The following is a 21,529-nucleotide window of genomic DNA, read 5'->3' on the forward strand; positions in this document are numbered from 1 at the left end:
GAATGTTACTTGCCGAGCAGTCCGTCGACGAGGGATTGAGAAAGCGGAGCAGGGCGCTCCGTTGTCGTGGTGAGCGTTACCGTGCTGCCGGTGTCAGATGCCTTCTGGAAGGCTTCCATCACCTCGAGCACATGCAGCGCCAGATCGCCATTTGCGCGATGCGGCCGGTTCGAGCGGATCGCGTGGGCGAGATCGGCCACACCGAGGGAGCGATAATTGCCGTCGGCATAGGGCAGCGTCACGGGCTGGTCCTCGAACTGGCCGCCCTTCTTCAGATATTCGACCGGTCCGGCAAAACGGTTTGGATCCGGCACGATCAGCGTGCCTTCGGTGCCGTAGACTTCGAGCGGCACATGCTTGTGGCCTGCCACATCGAAGCTCATGCCGATCTGGACGACGGCGCCATTGGCGAAAGCCATCACGCCGGCCACATGCGTCGGGATATGAACCGGAATGCGCTCGCCATTGCGCGGCTCGCTGGTGATGATGCGCTCATTGCGCGGCGTGACCGCAAAACCGGCGACCTTGGCGACCGGCCCTAGCAGATTGACGAGGTCGGTGATGTAATAGGGACCCATGTCGAGCATCGGGCCGCCGCCGACTTCATAATAGAAGGCCGGATTGGGATGCCAACGCTCATGGCCCGGGCACATGAAGGTCGCGGTGCCGCCGACCGGAATGCCGATGACGCCCTCGTCGATCAGCGCGCGGGCGGTCTGATGGCCGCCGCCGAGGAAGGTGTCAGGGGCAGCGCCGATGCGCAGACCCTTGGCCTTGGCGGCATCCGCCAATTTTTTCCCTTCCGCGAAATTAATCCCCAGCGGCTTTTCCGAATAGGTATGCTTGCCGGCCTCCAGTGCCTGCAGACCGACTGCGACGTGGGCCTTCGGAATGGTCAGGTTGACGATGATTTCGACCTTCGGATCGGCCAGAAGCTCTTCGACAGACCTGGCATGAAGATTGAATTCGTTGGCTTTTGCCTCTGCAAGTTCGCGATTGAGGTCGGCCAGTCCGCGGATCTCGAGAATCGGGAATGCCGATGTCATCGCCTTCAGATAGGCGCCCGAAATATTGCCGCATCCAATGATGCCGATACCGACTTTTTCCATCATATCCTCCATAAATACTGATTTTTGCGCGTCAGAGCGCCGGTCCTGTAGTGCTCCAGGGCGATTCGTAGAGTTCATAAAGCGCAACAGCGGCAGCACCCTGCGCCCAGAAGTCGTCGGTCGAATCATCGAAAACGAGTTCGCTGACGCCTTGCAGGGACGGCGGGATAGCCAGCGCATAGGCATCCCGCAGACTGTTGAGGAAGGGCTCACCCAGCGCAAGCGAGGAGCCGACGAGAATAACGCGCGGTGGCGCAAACAGCGTGACGATATTGGCAACGGTCAGCCCCACCGCCTCGCCGGCGCGCATGGCCGCGCCGATCAGACGGTCGTCATCGGCCTGGATCAGCGCCTGAACATGGGTCATGCCTCGGCCGAGGCGTACCGCTTCGGCAAAGCGGCCATCGGCCTGTTGTTCGCCGAGAATGGCGCTTTCACCGGCCTGGCTGGAAAGACGCACCACGCCCTGCTGACCCATGCCGAGGACAAGATCGCCGAGATTGTGGCTGAGGCCGCCAGCGCCGCGGAAAAGCTGGTTGTCGTGCAGCACGCCGAGACCGAGTGTCTGCTCCAGCGAGATCAGCACCATGTCTTCGAGATCGCGGGCCTTGCCGAACCAATGATGGCCAAGCGTGATGGCATGTGCGTCGCTCTCGATGATGGTCGGCGTCGACAGGCGGGCCGACATTTCCGCAGCAAAATCAATGTTGACTTCGCGGAAGATGGGGCTTGAACGGATATGGCCGGTACGGTGCTCGATGACGCCAGGGAGTGCCAGGCAGATGCTGTCGATATCATCGAGCGAGAGGCCGATATCGACGACGCAGCGCCGCACGCCATCCTCGATGAGGTCGGCAATCACGGCAATCGGCTGCCGGTCGATGCGGATCGGCAGGGCGAGCTTGGAGAGCACGTCCCCGCGGAAATTGGTAACCACGAAGATCATGCGGCTGGCGGCAATCTTGGCGCCAACTACGCGGGCGGCATCCGGATTGACCTCCAGCATGACGCGCGGCCTGCCACGCACTGCCTCGTTGCGGATATCACCCTCGTGAATGGGCAAAATGAGGCCGTCATCGAGAAGCGAAGCGGTAATGGCCGAAACTGTCGTCGTGGACAATTCGGTGCGTTCGCTGATCTGGATGCGGGAGATCGGGCCGTGGCGCCGGATCGTATCCAGCACGTTCAAGCGGTTGATGGCACGCATCAATTCAGGATCGGCAGTCTTCATCGTCTCGTGCGCACCTAAACTGTCATAGGCCTCGCGATTTTTTTCGAGAGGCAAATTAAATTCGCCTTGTTGTAGATCTGATTTTCACAATCGCGCAACAGGAATTTCCATAACTGCATCATTTTACGCATCTTCTGCCGCTTTTTCAGGCAGGGTATTGACAGAAAGGCAAAGGTTGCGATTATTTAATCCGGATACAGAAATAAAGCGCCTCGGGAGGAGTGCCAAGTGCTGACTACCAAAACTCATCGCATCAACATGCTGTCGGCGATCGCAATCGCGGTTGCCGGTTACTGTGCATCAACGGTAACGGCTGCCGCCGATACGACCATCCGCTGGCTCCACCTGGAGCAGGTTCCGGGCACCCTCGAGGTGTGGAACAAGCTCGCCAAGGACTTCGAAGCGAGCCACCCCGGCGTCAAGGTCGAGCTGCAGTTCCTCGAAAACCAGGCCTTCAAGGCCAAGCTTCCGACGCTCCTGCAGTCGAACGAAGCCCCGAGCTTCTTCTACACCTGGGGTGGCGGCGTGCTGAAGGCGCAAGCCGAGACCGGTATGCTGCGGCCGATCGATGCCGCCCTTGACGCCGATGGCGGCGCATGGCGCAACGGCACCAGTGCTGCCACGATCGACGGCATGACCTTCGACGGCAAGGTCTGGGCAGCGCCCTACAAGACTGGCCTCGTCTCCTTCTTCTACAACAAGGAATTGTTCAAGAAGGCCAATGTCGATGTCAACAAGATCAAGACCTGGGGCGATTTCCTCAGCGCCGTGAAGACGCTGAAGGCCGCAGGCATCGTGCCGATCGCCGGCGGTGGCGGTGATAAGTGGCCGATCCATTTCTATTGGGGCTATCTCGCCATGCGCGAAGCCGGCCATGATGGCTTCGAAAAGGCCAAGGCTGGCGAGGGTGATGGTTTTGCCGGTGAAGCCTTCGTGAAGGCCGGCGAGCATCTCGCCGAACTCGGCAAGCTCGAACCCTTCCAGAACGGCTATCTTGGCGCCACCTGGAACGATGCGCTTGCTGCTTTCGGCGACGGACGCGCGGCCATGCTGCTCGGCTTTGAAAACACCAACGACACCTCGCGTGCGAGCTCAACCAGCGGAAAGGGTCAGCCGGACGACAATATCGGCCGCTTCCCGTTCCCGGTCGTCGAAGGCGCTCCGGGTCTCGCGACCGATTACCTCGGTCGTCTGAACGGTTGGGTCGTCACCAAGAATGCGCCTCCGGAAACCGAAGAGTTCCTGAAGTTCCTCGGCAATCCGGAAAATCAGAAGCTGTTGGCTCAGAAGACCGGTATCATCCCCGTCGCCAAGGGCGCAGCCGATGGCGTTAAGAACGTGCTTCTGAAGGACAGCGCGGTCGCTCTCGATCAGGAAACTTGGCACCAGAACTTCCTCGATCAGGATCTCGGCCCGAATGTCGGTGGTGTCGTCAACGACATGACGATGGACATCGTCTCCGGCTCGACTTCGCCGGCCGACGCCGCCCAGCAGATCCAGGACGCCTACTCGCTCGAAGCGAAGTAAAAAATCCGCCGGCGCTCGAACTGAGCGCCGGCTCCTTCTCACTCGCGGCGCAGTCGCGAATTCGCCCGAGGAGTCCTAGAGACCGATGAGTGATACTTTCATGTCAGCAAATGTGGCAGGGACGAGCGCCAAAGTGGCCCCGCGCCGGCACAAGCGTTCGCTGGCCCACAGCAAATGGCCGGTGCTGATCCTTTTCCTGCCGCCGGCATTGATGCTTTTCACGCTGCTCGTCATCGTACCGATGGGCGAAGCCGCATGGTATTCCTTCTATAACTGGAATGGCTACGGCGACCCAACGCAATGGATCGGCTTCCGCAATTACCAGCTCATTTTCCGCAACGGTGCCTTTACCCAGGCGCTCATCAATAACGGCCTGATCGTCCTCATCTCGCTCTGTGTGCAGATCCCGCTGGCGCTATGGCTCGCGACAATGGTCTCCACCAAGATCAAGGGCGCGCTGTTCTTTCGCCTCATCTTCTTTCTGCCCTATGTTCTGGCCGACGTTGCCGCCGGCATGATCTGGCGCTTCGTCTATGACGGCGATTTCGGCCTGGTCGCCGGCATTTCGCATATGATCGGCGTTGAGCCACCCTTCTGGCTCGCCGATCGCAACGTCGCCATGTATGCCATTCTCGGCGTCATCGTCTGGAAGTATTTCGGCTTTCACATGATGCTCTTCATTGCCGGCCTTCAGGCGATCGATAAGAGCGTGCTGGAGGCGGCCGATATCGATGGCGCGACCGGTTGGCAGAAATTCCGGCACGTCACGTTGCCGCTTCTCGGCTCCACCGTTCGCCTGTCCGTCTTCTTCGGCGTCGTCGGCTCTCTGCAGCTCTTCGACATGATCATGCCGCTGACCGGCGGCGGTCCATCGAACTCGACGCAGACGATGGTGACCTTCCTTTATAATTTCGGGGTGACCCGCATGCAGGTCGGTTTCGGCAGCGCCGTCGGCGTCGTGCTGTTCGTGATCTGCGTCACGCTCGCCTTCAGCTACAAGCGGATATTCATGCGCAATGACTGATATCTCAACCGCACCACCTATCGATGCCGCATCGGCAAATAGCGCCGGCCGCAAGGTCCGCACCGGTACGCAGATCTACATGTACGTCTCGCTGCTGATCGTCGCCGGCCTCGTCGTCATCCCGCTCATCAGCACCGCGCTCGGCGGCTTCAAGACACTTTCCGACCTTCGGGGCAATCCCTTCGGTCTGCCGACGGAATGGCAGTGGAGCAACTATATCGACATCATCGTCAGCCATCGCTACTGGCTGCAGATGGGCAATTCATTGCTGATCGCGCTGCTCACCGTCTTTCTGACGCTGACGCTCGGTGCCATGGCGGCCTTCTGTTTTGCCCATATCCGCTTCTTCGGCTCGACCTATCTGGTGAACTATTTCCTGATCGGGCTGATGTTTCCGGCTGCAACTGCCATCCTGCCGCTCTACATCCGCATCCGCGATCTCGGCCTTCTCAATACATATTGGGGTGTGGTGCTGCCGCAGGTGGCCTTCGGGCTCGGCATGAGCATCATGCTCTTCCGCAACTATTTCAGGAACCTGCCGTCCGAGCTCTTCGATGCGGCTTTCGTCGATGGCTGCGGTTATATGCGCTTCTTCTGGCATATCTCGCTGCCGCTCTCGCGCCCGATCGTCGCGACCGTCGGCATCATTTCCTTTGTCGGAAGCTGGAACAGCTATATCGTGCCGCTGATCATGCTCAATTCGGAGAGCCTCTATCCCTGGCCGCTCGGCATCATGGTCTACAGAGGGGAGTTTGCCACTGACTGGCACCTCATCCTCGCCTTCATCACGCTGACCATCCTGCCGACCATCATCGTCTTTTTCCTCGCCCAGAAGCACATCATCGCCGGCCTGACCGCCGGTGCGGTGAAGTCCTGAGCCCGCATCGGAGACACGCACATGGCGTCTGTCGAACTCAAGAATATTCGCAAGGCCTATGGATCGCTCGATGTGATCCATAATATCTCGCTGTCGATCGAGGATGGGCAGTTCGTTGCCCTCGTCGGCCCGTCCGGCTGCGGCAAGTCCACGCTCCTGCGCATGATCGCTGGTCTCGAGGAAATCAGCGGCGGTGAGGTCATCATCGACAACGCCGTCGTCAACGAACTGACACCCCGCGAGCGCAACATCGCCATGGTCTTCCAGTCCTATGCGCTCTATCCGCATATGACCGTCGCACAGAACATGGGTTTCAATCTGAAACTATCAGGTCTTCCCAAGCCGCAGATCGAGCAGCGCGTGGCTGAGGCCGCGCGTATGCTGGATCTGACGAAGCTCATGGAGCGTAAGCCGGCGCAGCTTTCGGGCGGCCAGCGCCAGCGCGTCGCCATGGGTCGCGCCATCGTGCGCAACCCGGCCGTCTTCCTGTTCGACGAGCCGCTATCGAACCTCGATGCCAAGCTGCGTGTGCAGATGCGCTCGGAAATCAAGACGTTGCATCAGAAGGTCAAGACGACGTCCATCTACGTTACGCATGACCAGATCGAGGCCATGACGCTCGCCGACCGCATCGTCGTCCTGAACCAGGGCAATATCGAGCAGGAGGGCACGCCGCTCGAACTTTACAAAAAACCGGCCAATCTCTTCGTCGCAGCCTTTATCGGCTCTCCGGCGATGAACCTCATCGCAGGTATTGTCGAAGGCGAGGGTGGCGTGCCTGCAGCCCGTCTTTCAGATGGAACCGCGATCCGCATTGCGCCGGACCGTAAGGTCCGTCCGGGCCAGGTGGTGACAGTCGGCCTGCGTCCCGAACATCTGACGCCGGGCGGCAGGGATGGAAATGCGCTCGCCGGCCAGACCCTTCTTGTCGAGCCGACCGGCGCCCAGACGCACGTCGTCTTCGATCTGGCCGGTCAGCCGGTCACGGCGGTGGTGGATGGAGACTATGCCGCCCGCTACGGCGCCCGTTTCGAGGCCAATATCGCCAGCGATCAGGTCCATATTTTCGACCGCGGCACGGGTCTGGCGCTTTAAATCTGAGAGATCGCTGACGATCCGGACGTGTGCCGGCTCGTCGACATCAAATGAAATCCGCCGCCAATCGTATGACTGGCGGCGGGTTTGTTTTGTCAGTGTTTATTCGGCGGGCTGCGCCACTGGAACAAGCACGTCGTTGTCTTCGCGCAAATCGCCGGCCATTGCGGCGGCAAAGCGGGTCTGGTCGAGTTCGTGTTCCCAACGGGCGACGACGATAGTCGCGACGGCATTGCCGACAAGGTTCGTCAATGCCCGGCATTCCGACATGAAGCGGTCGATGCCGAGGATGAGCGCCATGCCGGCGATCGGAACCGAGGGGACGACTGAGAGTGTGGCGGCAAGCGTGATGAAGCCGGCGCCGGTAATGCCCGCAGCACCCTTGGAGCTCAACATTGCCACCAGAAGCAGCAGGATCTGGTCGCCGAAGCTCAGATGCGTATCAGTAGCCTGGGCGATGAAGAGTGCAGCCAGCGTCATATAGATGTTGGTGCCGTCGAGATTGAACGAATAGCCGGTCGGAATGACGAGGCCGACGACCGAGCGCTTGCAGCCGGCCCGTTCCATCTTGTTCATCAGGCCGGGCAGGGCGGCTTCCGAGGACGAAGTCCCGAGCACCAGCAGTAGTTCTTCCTTGATATAGCGCAGCAGCGCCAGGATGGAGAAGCCGTTGTAGCGGGCAACTGCACCGAGCACGACCAACACGAAGAGCAGCGACGTCAGATAGAAGGTGCCGATCAGGAAGGCGAGGTTGGCGATCGCACCGATGCCATATTTGCCGATGGTGAAGGCCATGGCGCCGAAGGCGCCGATCGGGGCGAATTTCATCAGGATTGCGACGAGGCGGAAGACCGGAGCGGTCAGAACCTGGAAGAAATCCAGCACGGGCTTGCCACGCTCCCCGACAGAGCCGAGCGCAATGCCGAAGACGACTGAGAAGAATAGCACCTGCAGGATGTCGCCCTTGGCGAAGGCGCCGACGATCGTGTCCGGGATGATGTTCATCAGAAAGCCGACGATCGTCGCATCATGGGCCTGGGCGGCATAATTGTTGACCGCCTTCGTATCGAGCGTCGCCGGATCGATATGCATGCCGGCGCCCGGCTGCAGCACGTTGGAAACAACGAGGCCAACGACGAGCGCCAGCGTCGAAAAGACGAGGAAGTAGCCGAGCGCCTTGCCGACCACGCGGCCGAACTTCTTGAGATCGGCCATGCCGGCTATGCCGGTCGTGACAGTCAGAAAGATGACGGGTGCGATCACCATGCGCACGAGCTTGATGAAAGCGTCTCCGAGCGGCTGCAGCGAAGCGCCGAGAGCAGGGTAGAAGTGGCCGAGCAGAATGCCGGCGGCGATGGCGGCGAGAACCTGCACGTAGAGGTGCCGGTAAAAGGGAGTTTTGCCGCGCTCTGTAGCGGCGTTCATTGCAATATCCATGGTGTCCTCCACTATGCCGGACGCCAATAGGGCGACGGCCAAGTCATGATGGTCAAACAGCCTCCCGACTGGTGACGACTTATTTTGCAACGCGCGTGCCAGTTTCCTCCGATTGCCTAATTCATTGATATTATTGAATGCGACGGGCTGAAGCAAAAGCGATAGTGCGATTTTTCGCACAAAGTGATTTGCTGGTCGTGCGAAAAGATGCACAATGCGGCCATGCTCCAGAGGACAGATGAACGTTTACTGACGCCTGAACAGCTTGGCCGGCGCTCCCGGTCCGTCTGGCTAATCTTTGCGGCGCTCGCCGCCGTCCTCATCGGAACGGCCCTTTACGGCGCTGGCATTTATGGCCGTCTGCAGGCAATTGCAGCGCTGGAGGATCAGGGACAGACCGACGCCAATCTCAAGGTGGCGCTACTGCGTGCCGTGCTCGAAGGGCCACGGGCTCTGCCGCTGCTCCTTGCCGATGACCAGCAGGTGCGGGACGCTTTGGCCTCGGGGCAGGGAGAAGCCGTCATGGGGCTTGACCGCAAGCTCCAGAGCCTTGTCGCCGGCACCCGCGCCTCGGTTCTCTATGTAACTGGCAAGAACGGCATCGCGATCGCTTCCAGCAATTGGCGGGAGCCTCTGAGTTTTGTCGGCAACGACTATTCCTTCCGCGATTATTTCCGCCGTGCGATGGAAACGGGCACGGCGGAGCATTTCGCGCTTGGTAATGTCAGCAACCGGCCGGGCCTCTATATTTCCCGGCGGGTCGGGGATGCTGCGGCTCCGCTTGGTGTCGTCGTCGTCAAGATGGAGTTCGATCAGCTGGAATCCGACTGGCGCGATGCGGTTCGGCCGGCCTATGTTGTCGACGAGCACGGTGTCGTGCTCATCACCAGCCTGCCGTCCTGGCGCTTTATGACGGCGAAGCCTCTGCCGCAAGAAAGCCTTGCGGCGATCAGGAGCAGCTTGCAATTCGGCGAGGCGCCATTGCTGCCCTTGCCGATCGACGAACGGCAGGCGCTGGGGCCTGCAGCCGCAATCGTCCATGCCATCATGCCGGGCGCCGGGGAGGGCGAGTTCCTGCGATTGCGCACGGAGGTGCCATCGACAACCTGGCAACTCGAATATCTTGTGCCGACCGAAGCGCCGATCGCCTCTTCGGTGCGGGAATGGCGGCTGCTGACATTGGCCGCCCTCATTCCGGTGCTGGCGATCATGACCTTCCTGCTGCGCCGCCGCCAGATCGTCGTCATGCGTATCGCGACCGAGCGCGCCGCCCGCGAGGAGCTGGAGCGCCGGGTGCTGGAGCGCACACAGGACCTTAGCCGCGCCCGTGACCGTCTGCAGGAGGAGATATCGGACCACCGCGCGACCGAGGCGCGGCTGCAGGTGGTGCAGCAGGAGCTGGTGCAGGCGAACCGCCTGGCGATCTTGGGGCAGGTCGCCGCAGGCGTGGCGCATGAGATCAACCAGCCGGTCGCGACCATCCGCGCCTATGCCGACAATGCCCGAACCTTCCTCAAACGCCATCAGCCGGAATCGGCTGACGGCAATCTCGATGCGATTGCCAGCCTGACGGAGCGCATCGGCACCATCACCGAGGAGTTGAAGGCCTTTGCCCGCAAGGGCCGCACTGCGGCGGAGCCGATCGAACTGCGCGCCGTCATCGAAGGCGCGGTCGTGCTGCTGCGCAGCCGTTTTGCCGGCCGATTGGATGCACTCGATATCAGGCTACCTCCGGCCGATCTGAAGGTGAGCGGCAACCGCATCCGGCTGGAGCAGGTGCTGATCAACCTCTTCCAGAATGCGCTGGAAGCGCTGGAGGGCAGGGAGGGCGCGAAGGTTGAGGTCTTCTGCGAGGAGACGGACAGCGGGGTGGCGGTGACGGTGGCAGATAACGGCCCCGGCATATCGGAGAACATCCTTGGCTCGCTTTTTTCGCCTTTTAACACCTCGAAAGAAAAAGGCCTGGGCCTTGGGCTCGTCATTTCGAAGGATATCGTTGCCGATTATGGCGGCCGTATCGAGGTCGAAAGCAACGAAAGCGGCACCCGCTTTACCGTTTATCTGCAGAAGGCACAGGCATGAGTGAAGCAATCCCGGTCTTGCTTATCGACGACGACAAGGATCTCCTGAAGGCGACGAAACAGACGCTGGAGCTTGCCGGCTTTTCTGTTTCGACCTTTTCCGCCGCTACGGAAGCGCTGACGGATCTGACCGCGGAGTTCTCGGGTGTGGTCGTTTCCGATATCCGCATGCCGCATGTCGACGGATTGCAGCTCTTCGATCGGATCCGCTGGCTCGATGAAGACCTTCCCGTGATCCTGATCACAGGGCACGGTGACATCCCGATGGCCGTCAAGGCGATCCAGGACGGGGCCTATGACTTTATCACCAAGCCTTTCGCGGCCGACAGGCTGGTGCAAAGCGTGCATCGTGCTGCCGAAAAGCGCCGGCTCGTGCTCGACAACCGGTCGCTGCGCGAGGCGGCCGAGCAGGCACAAGGCGACCTGCCGCTGATCGGCCAGACGCCGGCCATGGAGCGCCTGCGGCGAACGCTCCGGCAGATCGCCGACACGGATGTCGATGTGCTGGTGACCGGCGAGACCGGCAGCGGCAAGGAAGTGGTGGCAAGCCTGCTGCATCGCTGGAGCCGTCGCTCAAAGGGAAACTTTGTGGCGCTGAATTGCGGCGCCCTGCCGGAAACCGTGATCGAGAGCGAACTCTTTGGCCATGAGGCCGGCGCTTTCACAGGCGCGCAGAAGAAGCGCATCGGCCGCATCGAACATTCGAGCGGTGGGACACTCTTCCTCGATGAAATCGAAAGCATGCCGCCTTCCGCGCAGGTGCAGATGCTGCGCGTCTTGGAAATGCGGGAAGTCATGCCGCTCGGCACCAACGAGGTGCGCCCCGTCGACCTGCGTGTCGTGGCCGCCGCCAAGATCGATCTCGGCGATCCGCGTGAGCGCGGCGATTTCCGCGAGGACCTCTATTACCGGCTCAATGTCGTGACGATCAGCATCCCGCCACTGCGCGATCGGCGCGACGATATCCCGCTTCTCTTCGCCCACTTTACCGAACGGGCCGCCAACCGCTTCAAACGCCCGGTTCCGCCTGTTGCGCCCGAACTGCATCGCCATCTGAAAGGCCATGACTGGCCAGGAAATGTACGCGAGCTCTCCCACTTCGCTGAGCGTTTCGTGCTCGGCCTTGAAGCGGCGCCGGCAGAAGGGGCGCAGGGCGAGATGGAGGACAAGGATGCTTCCCTGTCTCTGCCGGCAAGGATCGACCGCTACGAGGCCGACATCATCCGCGAGACGCTGACCCGGACCGATGGCGATGTGCGCCGCACTATCGAGACCCTCGGCATCCCACGCAAGACCTTCTACGACAAGCTGCAGCGCCACGGGATAGAACGCGCCGCTTTCAGTCCTTCGAAGGCAGAAAACTGAACTTCAAATCTCGATCCGGCTTTTCACAGCGCGCTTCGTATCGGATCGTAACCTAGCTCATTGGGCGCATGGCCGTAGCGCTTGCGGAAAGCGTTCGAAAAATATTGGCTGGAATTGAAGCCACAGGAAAAGGCGATCTCCGTAATGCTGCGGCGACCAGGGGTCTTGAGCAGACGCGAAGCCTCTTCAAGCCGCAGATGCTGGAGATACTGTCGAGGCGACATATTCGTCAGTCGCTTGCAATATTCGGAAAACCGCGTACGCGAAAGACCGCATTCCTCGGCCATCGATTCCAGTGTCCAATCCTCGCCAAGCGCAAAGGCGAGACGGCGCAGGAAGATCGCCACCGTATGCTGCGACGTCGAAAGATCGGGGTCGATCTTTGGCGCTTGCTCGGTCATGCGGTCGATAAGGCTCAACATGATCGTGTTGATCGCGACCTTCAGCCGGGTTTCGCCGTCCTCGGGTGTGCGGCTGAGAAGGATCGACGGGACGGCTTCGAAAGCACGGGAAAGATCCGTACCGCCATCCCATACGGGCTGGCTGTTCTGCGTCAGCAGCTCACCGAGCGCCTGAGCTTCCCGTCTCGAAAACACCATCCAATTCGGCCATTGCCAGGGCTCACTCGGCCGTCGCAGCCCTCCGTCGAGGATGAGCCACAGCAGCCGACTGGCATCGACAACCGGATTTCCGATCGAATGAAGCTGCCAGGGCCGGATGACAATGAACTGGCCCTGTTCGAGATCGTAGGTCTGTTCGTCAACGATCAGGTTGAGATTGCCACGGGCGAGATAGGCAATCTTGAAGCCTTCATTGCAATGACGACCGAGACCCCAGTTCTGTGTATGGCGCGCATCCCAATAGCCGACCGTGCAGATACCCGGCAGCCTGTCGCCGAGCGACTGGCCAGGATAGCTGCCGCGCGTCCAGGCATGCAGTTCCACCTCCCCACGCGCTGCCGCAGCCTGAAGTTCCCGACAGTTATCGGCATACATTACTGAATCCGGCTGTCGAAAGACGGATGGACGATGGGCATTGCCGGAGCTGATGACGGTGTGTTTGTTCACTTTAACGCGCCTCCCAACGCAGAAAAATGACTTAAGAAATTTACCACTGTTGTGAGACGCAAGTCATGCCAAGTCAAGTCTGCCATGCTCTTTCGAAACAGAGGAAAATCTTCGAGATCGCCTGTCTGGGAGGAGATGACGTGAAGATCGCATTCAATCTGCTCGTGCTCGGAGCGGAGATCACGACAGCGCATGGGCGCCAGCTAGAGAGACTGAAAGCGCTGGGCTACGATGCCGTCGAGATCCCGGTCTTTTCAGGCAGACAGGAGGATTACGCTGATCTCGGCAGGCTGCTACGCGATATCGGCCTTTCCGCCGGCGCTGCGGCGGTGGCGCCGGTGGAGGCCAATCCGATCAGCGCCGATCCAATCGTCCGCCAGCGCGCCAGCGATCATCATCGCTGGATTGTCGATTGCACCGAGGCCATGGGTGGCGAGGTGATTGCCGGTCCGGTTCATTCTCCCGTCGGCGTCTTTACCGGCTTCGGTCCGACGGAGGAGGAACGTAGCCGTTGCGTGGAAGCGATGCGCGCTCTTGCCGAATATGCCGCGCCTGCCCGCATCCGCATTTCCGCCGAAGCAGTCAATCGTTTTGAGTGCTATCTGATGTCGACGATCTCTGCGGCGTCCGCGATACACCGGGCGGTCAACCACCCGAACTACGGTTACATGTTCGATACGTTCCACGCCAATATCGAGGAAAAGGATCCGGCGGCGACTTACGAACGTTACCACCGGGAGATCAACCACTATCATGTTTCAGAGAATGATCGTGGCATTCCCGGTACGGGGCATGTGCCTTTCACTGCGCATTTCGAGGCGCTACGACGCTGCGGCTACGATGGCTGGCTGACGGTCGAATCCTTCAGCCGTGCCCTGCCGGAACTTGCGGGCGCCACGCGGGTGTGGCGCGATCTCTTCGACGATCTCGACCATCTCTTTGCCGAGAGCGTCGCGTTCATCCGTCACGAATGGCAGGCGGCAGGCGAGCGGGTGATGTCGAAGACGGAGGGTTCGCCGTGACGGTACCAGCGCTTGAAATGACTGGCATCTGCAAGGCTTTTCCTGGTGTGCTTGCTCTTGACGCCGTCAACTTCGACTGCCTTCCGGGTGAGGTCCACGCGATTTGCGGCGAGAACGGTGCCGGCAAATCCACATTGATGAAGGTACTCGGCGGCAGCTACCGGGCGGATAGCGGCGAGATCCACATCGGTGGTCGGCCCGCCCATTTCACCCATCCGCAGCAGGCGAAGGCGTCCGGTATCTCCATCATCCATCAGGAACTCAGCCTGTTGCCCTACCGCAGCGTGGCGGAGAACATTTTCATGGGCTGCGAGCCCTCGCGCTACGGCTTTCTCGATCGCCATGCGATGCGCCGGCGCACTGCAACGCTTCTGCAACGCCTTGGCGCCGATATCGATCCGGACCGGCAAGTCGCATCGCTTTCGATCGCCGGCCAGCAACTGGTGGAGATCGCCAAGGCATTGCTGCTCGATGCCAAGGTACTCGTCATGGACGAGCCGACGGCCGCTCTCGACGGGCGTGATGCGCAAGCGCTGCTGCACCTCGTGCGCAGCCTGAAAGGCGAAGGAGTGGCAATCGTCTACATCTCGCATCGTATGCCCGAAATTATGGCGATTGCTGACCGCGTCACGGTACTGAAAGACGGACGCAAAATCTGGACGCGGCCGTGGATCGAGGTCGATATCGGCGCGATCGTAAAAGCAATGGTTGGTCGCGACCTTCGGGATTTCTATCCTCAGGCACCGGCGGCCGGACCGGGGCAGTCGCTTCTTGCCATCGAAAACGGCAGTAACGGTATGCTGCGCGCCATCAATCTCGATGTCCGTGCCGGGGAAATCGTCGGCATTGCCGGGCTGGAGGATTCCGGCAAGGCCGCACTTGCGCAGGCAATCGTTGGCGATGTGCCGCTGTCAAAAGGCGTCACAACACGCAAGGGCAAGCCGCAGGCAATCGGCTCGCCTCGTGAATCCACGGCGCTCGGCATCGGCTATCTGCCGGGTGACCGTAAGCGGGAAGGGTTGTTGTTGCGCCAGTCCGTGCGCGACAATGCGCTGCTGACACTGCGTTCCATGTCGAATGTCTTCGCTCGGCCGCAGGCCGGCGCCTTTGCTGATCTCCATATCGATCAGGCTTTGCGGGCAATAGACGTGCGCGCCACCGACTTTGGTCAGCCGATCGGTTCGCTCTCCGGAGGCAACCAGCAGAAGGCAATCATCGCGCGATGGTTTTCCCGCCAATCCGATATCCTTGTGTTTGTCGAGCCGACCCGCGGCATCGACATTGCTGCAAAGGCTGCGATCTATCAGGCAATGCGTGATTTTGCGGATGCCGGCCGGGGCATTGTCGTCGTTTCCTCCGATATGCCTGAGCTGATCGGCATTTCCGATCGCATCCTCGTCATGCATCAGGGAGGCATCGCCGGCGAGCTTCCACGCGGAGCAGGCGAGGAGGCTGTCATGGCGCTCTCGCTTGGCATCGGTATGCGCCATAAGGGGGAAGCCGTCGCATGAGTGTCGAGACTGTCCCGCAGGCTATTCGGCTTCAACGTCGTCCTTTGCATTTTTCCGTCGCAACTGTGCTCGTATTCGTCTCCGCCATCATTTATGCGGTGACGGCGCTTGTGACGGGTGAGATCAATCAGCTTAGTTTCGAGGGACTGACTGGCCTCTTCCAGCGCATGGTCGCGCTCGGCCTCGTGGCATTGGGCCAAACCTTCGTCATTCTCGTCGGTTCGATTGATCTTTCGGTTGCCGCGCTGATCAGCGTCGTAGCCGTGCTTGCCTCCTACATAATGCAGGCGGATGCGGCGATGATCGCGCCAGCGATCGTCGTCTGCCTGGTGGTTTGCGTGCTCGTGGGGACGGTTAACGGCCTCCTCGTCGCTTATTGTGGCATCAACCCGCTGATCGCGACGCTCGGCACGGGACTGACGATCCAGGGCATCCTGGCGGCTGGCTTCACCTATCTGCAAGGTTCCGTCGCCCCCGCTTTCCAGGCCTTCGCATATGGCGATGCGTTCGGGATCCCCTGGCCATTGCTGCTTTTCTTACTACTTGCCGCGGGTGCCGGCTTCGTGCTCTCGGGCACTGTGTTCGGCGCGCGCCTTTATGCGGTCGGCGGCAATCCCGAGGGTGCCCGCCTTGCCGGCATCCGCACGGAGCGTTTTGTCCTTGTCTCTCATGTGATCGCCAGTCTCTTCGCCGGCGTCGCCGGTCTCTATCTTGCAGCGCGGTTGCAATCCGGCACGCCCTGGATCGGTCGGGACGGCATCTATGACTTGGAGTCGATCGCGGTCACCGTCATTGGCGGGACGATCCTAGCCGGCGGCAAGGGTGGCGTGGCGGGTACAGTCGCCGGTGTGCTGCTATTTGCCAGCTTAGATGCGAGCTTCAACATGCTGGGTGTCGACGCCTTCCTGAAACAGGTCCTGCGGGGCGCGATCATCATTGTCGCGGTTGCCGTTCATGCCGTGCGCAACAAGGAGCATGTCGCATGACACCGCTCCCCGACACAACGCCCATACGGCGCTCCAGTCTCTCGTTCTCGAGGCTGAATTTCGGCCTGATTATCTTCGTTCTGTTTTACGCAGCCATTGTCATCCTGCAGCCGAACTACCTCGAAGTCGGGCTGTTCATGAATTTCCTGCGCCGGGCCGCACCGCTTGTTATCCTCGCAGCTGGCCAACTCTTCGTGGTTCTGACGGGTGGTTTCGATCTTTCGATGGGCGCGGTTGTCACCCTGGTGGTGCTCGCTGCTTCGATTTTGATCAATGGCGATCCCGCCATGACCTGGCCGATGATCGGTGTCCTCTATCTGATGGGCTTCGCCGTCGGAATGGTAAACGGGCTTGTCGTCGCCTTCCTGAAAGTGCCGTCAATCATTACGACGCTTGGCACCATGCTGCTCGTCAACGGGCTAGCACTGGCCTGGTCAGGCGGGGCGGCTCGCGGCGATCTGCCGGACAATTTCCGGGATCTCGGCCGTTTTGTCATGCGCGACGTCTGGCCGATTGGCATGCTGCCCATTGCAGTTGTTGTGCTCGTGGCGTTCATCGGCGTCGCCTGGTGGTGCCTGCACGGCACCGTCTACGGCAAGCGGGCGCTGGCGATCGGTGACAATGCGCGCGCGGCTGAACTTGCCGGGCTCCCGGTCGCAGCCACGAGGATTACCGCCTTCGTCGTTTCCGCCCTTGCCGCCGTGACCGCAGGCATTCTCGTCGGTGGCTTTTCCGGCGTATCGGTCAATGCAGGACGCGGGTTGGAACTCCAGGCGATAGCCGCATGCGTGATCGGCGGCGCGCAACTTCTTGGCGGCCGCGGTTCGATCTGGAGTGCGCTTTTTGGTGCGCTCAGCCTGTTTTCGCTGTTCACCCTGCTCAATCTGGCCGGCTTGCCGCAGGCACTGCGCGACAGCATCCAGGGTGTGCTTCTGATCGCCGCCGTCGGTGCCAGCGCCTGGCGCGACCGTCGGAGAACGTGATTGCTTGCAAGGAGAGACAAGCGATGAACCGCCGGTGTTCCGGCATTTTGAGGAGGAAAAACATGCAATACAGAGCAGTCGTGGCAGCACTGGTCGTGATGGCATTTGCCGGCGTGACCTATGCGCAGGAATTCAACGATCCCGCCGAGTTCAAGAAGCAGCGAGAGCAGCTCTCGATGACGCCGCAGGGTCCGGAGGGCCAGCCCTGGGCACAACACCTTGGGGACACGATGGTCGACACCGCCAAATACAAGAAGGATGGTCCGGTAACGATCTGCTTCTCGAATGCGGGTATCTTCAATCCCTGGCGCGTCGTCGGCATGAACAATCTGCAGGCAGAAGCGGAACTGCACAAGGACCGCATCAAGGAACTGGTTGTGGTCGATGCTGAGGGCAAGGACGACAAGCAGATTTCTGATATCGAAGCGCTTGTCAGCGGTGGCAGATGCGATGCGCTGATCGTTTCACCCAATACTACGGCCGCTCTGACGCCTGCCGTGGAAGCTGCCTGCGCCAAGCTCCCGGTCATCGTCTTTGACCGCGGTGTCGCCACTTCCTGCCCGGTGACTTATATTCACCCGGTCGGCGGCTATGGTTTCGGCATCACCTCCGGTGAGTTCATCGCCGGCAAGCTGCCGAAGGGCGCTAATGTGCTTGCATTGCGTATCATGCCGGGCGTCGACGTCCTGGAAACCCGCTACTCCGCCGCCAAGAACATCTTCGACGAAGCCGGATTGAAGGTTATCGGCTCCGAATTCACCGGCAGCGACCGCGCGAAGACGAAGGGGATCGTCGAGGACTATATAAATCGCGGCGAGAAGATCGATGCCGTCTGGATGGATGCTGGTGATACCGCGACCGCGGCGCTCGAAGCTTTCGAGGATGCGGGTTTGCCATATCCGGTCATCAGCGGCGAAGACCAGCAGGACTTCCTGCGCAAGTGGCAGAAGGATAAATTGACGGCTATTGGCCCCTCTTATCCCACCTACCAGTGGCGTACTGCCATTATCGGCGCTCTCGATGTTCTCGACGGCAAGCCGGTACCGGGTCCGGAATGGCTTCTTCCGCAGCCGGCCATCACCCAGGACACGCTCGCAAACTACATAGACGAGCGCATGCCGCCGCTGCACTACAGCTTGTGTGGTTGCCAGGATCTTCCGGGTTATCCCGAACGCTGGGGTGGAAAGAAGTAAGCGGCATCCGCTTCAGTCATCGGCGATATCACTCCGCGGGTCGACGGATCCGCGGGGTCGGCTGCCTGCCGGTTGCAGGGCACCGCAACCCACCTACGTGGCCACGATTTCAATGGTTCTCTTGAAAATACCGCTAGCTCATCTAAGCGCGAGCTGTAACAAGCTTGCGACCTGGGCTGCGGCATGGCGCATTTATCCTCTGGCGACCGTTAAGAGACTGCTTAAGGCCCGAACGGCGTTCATTTAGGCAAAAAATGCATGAGGGTCACCTTCGTGCGGCCAGGAGTGAAGTTCCTTCCCGGGATGGCCTATATCTCTCTGAAATATAACAAGAATCTCCCAGAATCCCACTCTGGCACGCGCCTTGCTTTGTTAATGGCGAGGGGTGCAACGCACCGTAACTCTGCCATTCAAGAGCTTGGAGATATCGCATGATAGACGCGTTTGAAGATCATTGCTGGCGTGATGTCATTCCAGAAGAGGTCCTCGACCTATACAGCCACTACAAACGCCCCGTCACAGTCGGTCCGCAGGCCGCCCTTCTGGCGATCGATCTCTACGAGCTTGCCTACCAGGGTGGTCCGCGACCGGTCGCGGAAGTCTCGAGGACCTATCCGAGCTCTTGCGGCGAATATGCCTGGAATGCAATCGAGCCCACCAAGCGCCTGTTTGCAGCCGCGCGCGCTGCCGGTCTGCCGATCATCTACACGACCAGCGATACGCGGCCCGACAGCAAGCCGAATTCGATCCGCGCAACAAGGCGCAACAGTATCAAGACGGATCCTGATGTTTTCGCCATCCGGCCGGAATTTGCGCCCGTCGCCGGTGACATCGTCATTACCAAGCAACGTGCGAGCGCCTTCTTTGGCACTCCGCTCATCGCCCATCTGACGCTTCTCAACGTCCAGACAGTCATCGTCTGCGGCGAGAGCACCTCGGGCTGCGTGCGCGCCAGCACGGTTGATGGGTATTCCTATGGCCTCCAGATGGTGATGGCCGAGGAATGCTGCTTCGATCGCAGCCTCATCTCCCACAAGATCAACCTCTTCGACCTGCATCACAAATACGCCAACGTCATGCATACGGACGACATCGTCGCCCATCTCGACGGTCTCGCTCTGAAGGAGGCCGTGTGATGGAACCTCGCTCCTACGGTCCGTTCGCCTATTCGCCGATCATCCGCCGCGCTCGCTGGAAGCTTCCGGGCAATGCCCGCGTGGCATTGTGGGTCATTCCCAACATCGAGTTCTTCGCGCTTGACGAACAGGTGCCGGCGGCAGCCGGCGGAGGCGGCGTCACGCCCGATATTCCGACATGGTCGGTGCGCGACTATGGCAACCGCATCGGCATCTTCCGGATGATGAAGGTATTCGACAAGTTCGGCATCCGCGGAACCGTGGCGCTCAATAGCGACCTCTGCAAGCAGCATCCCGAGATCCTCGAAGAAGCTGCAAAGCGTAATTGGGAACTCATGGGCCACAATGAAAGCAACACCCGTCGCCTGAATGCCGTGCCGCCTGAAGAAGAGCGCGGCATCATCAATCGCGCGGTCACCACCATCCGTGCGGCGACCGGCCAGCAACCGGTCGGCTGGCTCGGTTCCGGCCTGCAGGAAACATGGAACACCCTGGAACATCTGCAGGCCGAGGGCGTGCGTTACGTCTGCGACTGGACCAATGACGACCAGCCCTACTGGATGTCGCTGCCGAATGGCAGAAATATCCTGTCGGTTCCTTACAGCCAGGAACTGAACGACAAGCCGGCCTTCGAGAAGAAGCATATGACATCAGTGGAATTCGGCGAGATGATATGCCGCCAATTCGACGTCCTCTGGGAGGAGGGAGCTGAATCCGGCCGGGTGATGGCAATCGCGCTGCATCCTTACATCACCGGTGTCCCACACCGCATCCGCGCGCTGGAGGAGGCGCTCGCCTATGTCTGCAAACATGAAGGCGTGTGGCGGGCGACGGGCAGCGAAATCGCGCAAGCCTATGCCGAAGCCTTTCCCCTTTCCAGCACCGAAGCCGCATGATGGAGCCGTCGATGAACACCGCGATGAAAAATATCCCCCTCTCGCTTGCAACGATCCTCGTAGTGTCTGCGGCAGCTATTGGCGCCGCATCCGCTGAGGAGACGATCACGCTTGGAACGGTCGGCTCGGGGTCGGCACTGAACTGGCCATTGCTCGTTGCTCTCGACAAGGGCTTTTTCGAGAAGAACAATGTGAAGATCGACCTCGTCAGCGCGCCTTCCAGCGCCGCCGTTCAGCAGCAGGTCGCCGCCGGTTCGGTCGACATGGGCTCGGGCGGCCTCGTCGATCCAATCCGGGCGATCGAAAAGGGAGCGGCCATCTCGATCATCCGCATTGAAGCCAAGGCCGCGCCTTACGCGCTCTATGTGAAGCCAGAGATTGCCGACTATGCCGCGCTCAAAGGCAAGACCATCATGGTCGGCGGCGCCAAGGACATCACCCGCATCTATCTGGAGCGCATGGCGGAGCCGAACGGCCTGCATAAGGGCGATTACGACCTGATCTACGCCGGTGCCACTTCGGCCCGTTTCGCGGCGCTGCAGTCGGGTGCCGTCGACGGCGCGTTGATCAGCGCTCCCTTCAACTTCCAGGCCGAAACGGCGGGCATGAAGAACCTCGGTGTGACGGTCGATTATGTGAAGGATTTCCCCTTCACCGGCTATGCGGTCAATGTCGATTGGGCCAAGGATCACAAGCCGGCGATCCAGGGCTTCCTCACGGGATATTCGCAGGCTGTGACCTGGCTTGCCGATCCTGCCAACCGCGATGAGGCGGTGAACGTCTTGATCAAGGATATTTCCGCCAAGCCTGACGATGCCCAGAAGACCTACGACTTTTTCAAATCGCTCGATATCTATGATCCCGAGGGCACGGTCGACAAAGCCGGCCTCGGCAAACTCCTGGATATCATGAAGGGTCTCGGCGACCTCGAAGGCAGCGCCGATCCTGACCGCTTCTATAACGCAACCATCCTCGCAAAGGACTGACGA

The 21,529-nt window shown here is 60.4% G+C and carries 18 protein-coding genes; 14 read left to right on the forward strand and 4 right to left on the reverse strand.

All coding sequences use genetic code 11. The annotated features are described in order from the left end of the window. Positions 1-5: 5 nt before the first annotated feature. The gene (locus tag J2X71_RS10550; RefSeq protein ID WP_310382185.1) at positions 6-1,109 is read right to left on the reverse strand and encodes a Gfo/Idh/MocA family oxidoreductase; all 1,104 of its coding nucleotides are present in this window, start codon (positions 1,107-1,109) and stop codon (positions 6-8) included. A gap of 31 nt (positions 1,110-1,140) precedes the next feature. Next, positions 1,141-2,340 carry an ROK family transcriptional regulator gene (locus tag J2X71_RS10555; RefSeq protein ID WP_310382186.1) on the reverse strand — a complete coding sequence of 400 codons (1,200 nt, stop codon included), beginning with the start codon at positions 2,338-2,340 and terminating at the stop codon, positions 1,141-1,143. A 258-nt stretch (positions 2,341-2,598) separates the two neighbouring features. Between J2X71_RS10555 and J2X71_RS10560 the strand changes: the two genes are divergently transcribed. The 4 genes from J2X71_RS10560 to J2X71_RS10575 all read left to right on the forward strand — a co-directional run bounded on the left by J2X71_RS10560 (position 2,599) and on the right by J2X71_RS10575 (position 6,863). Beyond that, positions 2,599-3,867, forward strand: a complete 1,269-nt coding sequence (locus J2X71_RS10560) for an extracellular solute-binding protein (RefSeq protein WP_310382187.1) — start codon at positions 2,599-2,601, stop codon at positions 3,865-3,867. An 85-nt stretch (positions 3,868-3,952) separates the two neighbouring features. Further along, a complete protein-coding gene (locus tag J2X71_RS10565; protein WP_162748019.1) occupies positions 3,953-4,891 on the forward strand; it encodes a carbohydrate ABC transporter permease in 939 nt (312 codons plus the stop codon). 79 nt (positions 4,892-4,970) lie between these two features. After that, on the forward strand, positions 4,971-5,768 hold the full coding sequence (locus J2X71_RS10570; RefSeq protein WP_112572501.1) for a carbohydrate ABC transporter permease: 798 nt from the start codon (positions 4,971-4,973) through the stop codon (positions 5,766-5,768). Between the two features lie 21 nt (positions 5,769-5,789). Then, positions 5,790-6,863, forward strand: coding sequence for a sn-glycerol-3-phosphate ABC transporter ATP-binding protein UgpC (locus J2X71_RS10575; protein ID WP_310381988.1), 1,074 nt, complete (start codon positions 5,790-5,792; stop codon positions 6,861-6,863). A gap of 102 nt (positions 6,864-6,965) precedes the next feature. Here the strand turns inward: J2X71_RS10575 and J2X71_RS10580 are convergent, their stop codons facing one another. Then, positions 6,966-8,300 (reverse strand): dicarboxylate/amino acid:cation symporter, encoded by a 1,335-nt coding sequence (locus J2X71_RS10580; protein ID WP_310381990.1) that lies wholly within the window; start codon positions 8,298-8,300, stop codon positions 6,966-6,968. Positions 8,301-8,507: 207 nt separating this feature from the next. Here J2X71_RS10580 and J2X71_RS10585 point away from each other — a divergent pair, with 207 nt between their 5' ends. Both J2X71_RS10585 and J2X71_RS10590 read left to right on the forward strand, forming a co-directional pair. Continuing rightward, a complete protein-coding gene (locus J2X71_RS10585; protein WP_310381992.1) occupies positions 8,508-10,382 on the forward strand; it encodes a sensor histidine kinase in 1,875 nt (624 codons plus the stop codon). Beyond that, on the forward strand, positions 10,379-11,746 hold the full coding sequence (locus J2X71_RS10590; RefSeq protein WP_310381994.1) for a sigma-54 dependent transcriptional regulator: 1,368 nt from the start codon (positions 10,379-10,381) through the stop codon (positions 11,744-11,746). The genes J2X71_RS10585 and J2X71_RS10590 overlap by 4 nt, the downstream gene beginning before the upstream one ends. Positions 11,747-11,769: 23 nt before the next feature. Here the strand turns inward: J2X71_RS10590 and J2X71_RS10595 are convergent, their stop codons facing one another. Further along, positions 11,770-12,813: an AraC family transcriptional regulator gene (locus J2X71_RS10595; protein ID WP_310381996.1), complete on the reverse strand. Its 1,044-nt coding sequence runs from the start codon at positions 12,811-12,813 to the stop codon at positions 11,770-11,772. Between the two features lie 140 nt (positions 12,814-12,953). Here J2X71_RS10595 and J2X71_RS10600 point away from each other — a divergent pair, with 140 nt between their 5' ends. The 8 genes from J2X71_RS10600 to J2X71_RS10635 all read left to right on the forward strand — a co-directional run bounded on the left by J2X71_RS10600 (position 12,954) and on the right by J2X71_RS10635 (position 21,526). Then, positions 12,954-13,835 carry a sugar phosphate isomerase/epimerase gene (locus J2X71_RS10600; RefSeq protein ID WP_310381998.1) on the forward strand — a complete coding sequence of 294 codons (882 nt, stop codon included), beginning with the start codon at positions 12,954-12,956 and terminating at the stop codon, positions 13,833-13,835. Continuing rightward, complete coding sequence (locus J2X71_RS10605) at positions 13,832-15,346, forward strand: sugar ABC transporter ATP-binding protein (RefSeq protein ID WP_310382000.1); 1,515 nt, start codon at positions 13,832-13,834, stop codon at positions 15,344-15,346. The genes J2X71_RS10600 and J2X71_RS10605 overlap by 4 nt, the downstream gene beginning before the upstream one ends. Continuing rightward, positions 15,343-16,332, forward strand: coding sequence for an ABC transporter permease (locus J2X71_RS10610; RefSeq protein ID WP_310382002.1), 990 nt, complete (start codon positions 15,343-15,345; stop codon positions 16,330-16,332). The genes J2X71_RS10605 and J2X71_RS10610 overlap by 4 nt, the downstream gene beginning before the upstream one ends. Continuing rightward, positions 16,329-17,315 carry an ABC transporter permease gene (locus tag J2X71_RS10615; protein ID WP_310382004.1) on the forward strand — a complete coding sequence of 329 codons (987 nt, stop codon included), beginning with the start codon at positions 16,329-16,331 and terminating at the stop codon, positions 17,313-17,315. The genes J2X71_RS10610 and J2X71_RS10615 overlap by 4 nt, the downstream gene beginning before the upstream one ends. 62 nt (positions 17,316-17,377) lie before the next feature. Then, the gene (locus J2X71_RS10620) at positions 17,378-18,508 is read left to right on the forward strand and encodes a substrate-binding domain-containing protein (protein WP_310382006.1); all 1,131 of its coding nucleotides are present in this window, start codon (positions 17,378-17,380) and stop codon (positions 18,506-18,508) included. 431 nt (positions 18,509-18,939) lie between these two features. Beyond that, positions 18,940-19,644, forward strand: a complete 705-nt coding sequence (locus tag J2X71_RS10625) for an isochorismatase family protein (RefSeq protein ID WP_310382008.1) — start codon at positions 18,940-18,942, stop codon at positions 19,642-19,644. Then, positions 19,644-20,540: a polysaccharide deacetylase family protein gene (locus J2X71_RS10630; RefSeq protein WP_310382010.1), complete on the forward strand. Its 897-nt coding sequence runs from the start codon at positions 19,644-19,646 to the stop codon at positions 20,538-20,540. The genes J2X71_RS10625 and J2X71_RS10630 overlap by 1 nt, the downstream gene beginning before the upstream one ends. Positions 20,541-20,563: 23 nt before the next feature. Continuing rightward, positions 20,564-21,526 carry an ABC transporter substrate-binding protein gene (locus J2X71_RS10635; protein ID WP_310382012.1) on the forward strand — a complete coding sequence of 321 codons (963 nt, stop codon included), beginning with the start codon at positions 20,564-20,566 and terminating at the stop codon, positions 21,524-21,526. The last annotated feature ends 3 nt before the right edge of the window (positions 21,527-21,529 follow it).

The organism is Rhizobium sp. 1399, assembly GCF_031455475.1.
Taxonomy (GTDB): Bacteria; Pseudomonadota; Alphaproteobacteria; order Rhizobiales; family Rhizobiaceae; genus Rhizobium.

What these genes read in the sequence shown, in the direction of transcription:
- J2X71_RS10550 (WP_310382185.1), bottom strand. Translation starts at nt 1,109, where the DNA reads ATGGAAAAAGTCGGTATCGGCATCATTGGATGCGGCAATATTTCGGGC.
- J2X71_RS10555 (WP_310382186.1), bottom strand. Translation starts at nt 2,340, where the DNA reads ATGAAGACTGCCGATCCTGAATTGATGCGTGCCATCAACCGCTTGAAC.
- J2X71_RS10560 (WP_310382187.1), top strand. Translation starts at nt 2,599, where the DNA reads ATGCTGTCGGCGATCGCAATCGCGGTTGCCGGTTACTGTGCATCAACG.
- J2X71_RS10565 (WP_162748019.1), top strand. Translation starts at nt 3,953, where the DNA reads ATGAGTGATACTTTCATGTCAGCAAATGTGGCAGGGACGAGCGCCAAA.
- J2X71_RS10570 (WP_112572501.1), top strand. Translation starts at nt 4,971, where the DNA reads ATGTACGTCTCGCTGCTGATCGTCGCCGGCCTCGTCGTCATCCCGCTC.
- J2X71_RS10575 (WP_310381988.1), top strand. Translation starts at nt 5,790, where the DNA reads ATGGCGTCTGTCGAACTCAAGAATATTCGCAAGGCCTATGGATCGCTC.
- J2X71_RS10580 (WP_310381990.1), bottom strand. Translation starts at nt 8,300, where the DNA reads ATGGATATTGCAATGAACGCCGCTACAGAGCGCGGCAAAACTCCCTTT.
- J2X71_RS10585 (WP_310381992.1), top strand. Translation starts at nt 8,508, where the DNA reads ATGCACAATGCGGCCATGCTCCAGAGGACAGATGAACGTTTACTGACG.
- J2X71_RS10590 (WP_310381994.1), top strand. Translation starts at nt 10,379, where the DNA reads ATGAGTGAAGCAATCCCGGTCTTGCTTATCGACGACGACAAGGATCTC.
- J2X71_RS10610 (WP_310382002.1), top strand. Translation starts at nt 15,343, where the DNA reads ATGAGTGTCGAGACTGTCCCGCAGGCTATTCGGCTTCAACGTCGTCCT.
- J2X71_RS10615 (WP_310382004.1), top strand. Translation starts at nt 16,329, where the DNA reads ATGACACCGCTCCCCGACACAACGCCCATACGGCGCTCCAGTCTCTCG.
- J2X71_RS10620 (WP_310382006.1), top strand. Translation starts at nt 17,378, where the DNA reads ATGCAATACAGAGCAGTCGTGGCAGCACTGGTCGTGATGGCATTTGCC.
- J2X71_RS10625 (WP_310382008.1), top strand. Translation starts at nt 18,940, where the DNA reads ATGATAGACGCGTTTGAAGATCATTGCTGGCGTGATGTCATTCCAGAA.
- J2X71_RS10630 (WP_310382010.1), top strand. Translation starts at nt 19,644, where the DNA reads ATGGAACCTCGCTCCTACGGTCCGTTCGCCTATTCGCCGATCATCCGC.
- J2X71_RS10635 (WP_310382012.1), top strand. Translation starts at nt 20,564, where the DNA reads ATGAAAAATATCCCCCTCTCGCTTGCAACGATCCTCGTAGTGTCTGCG.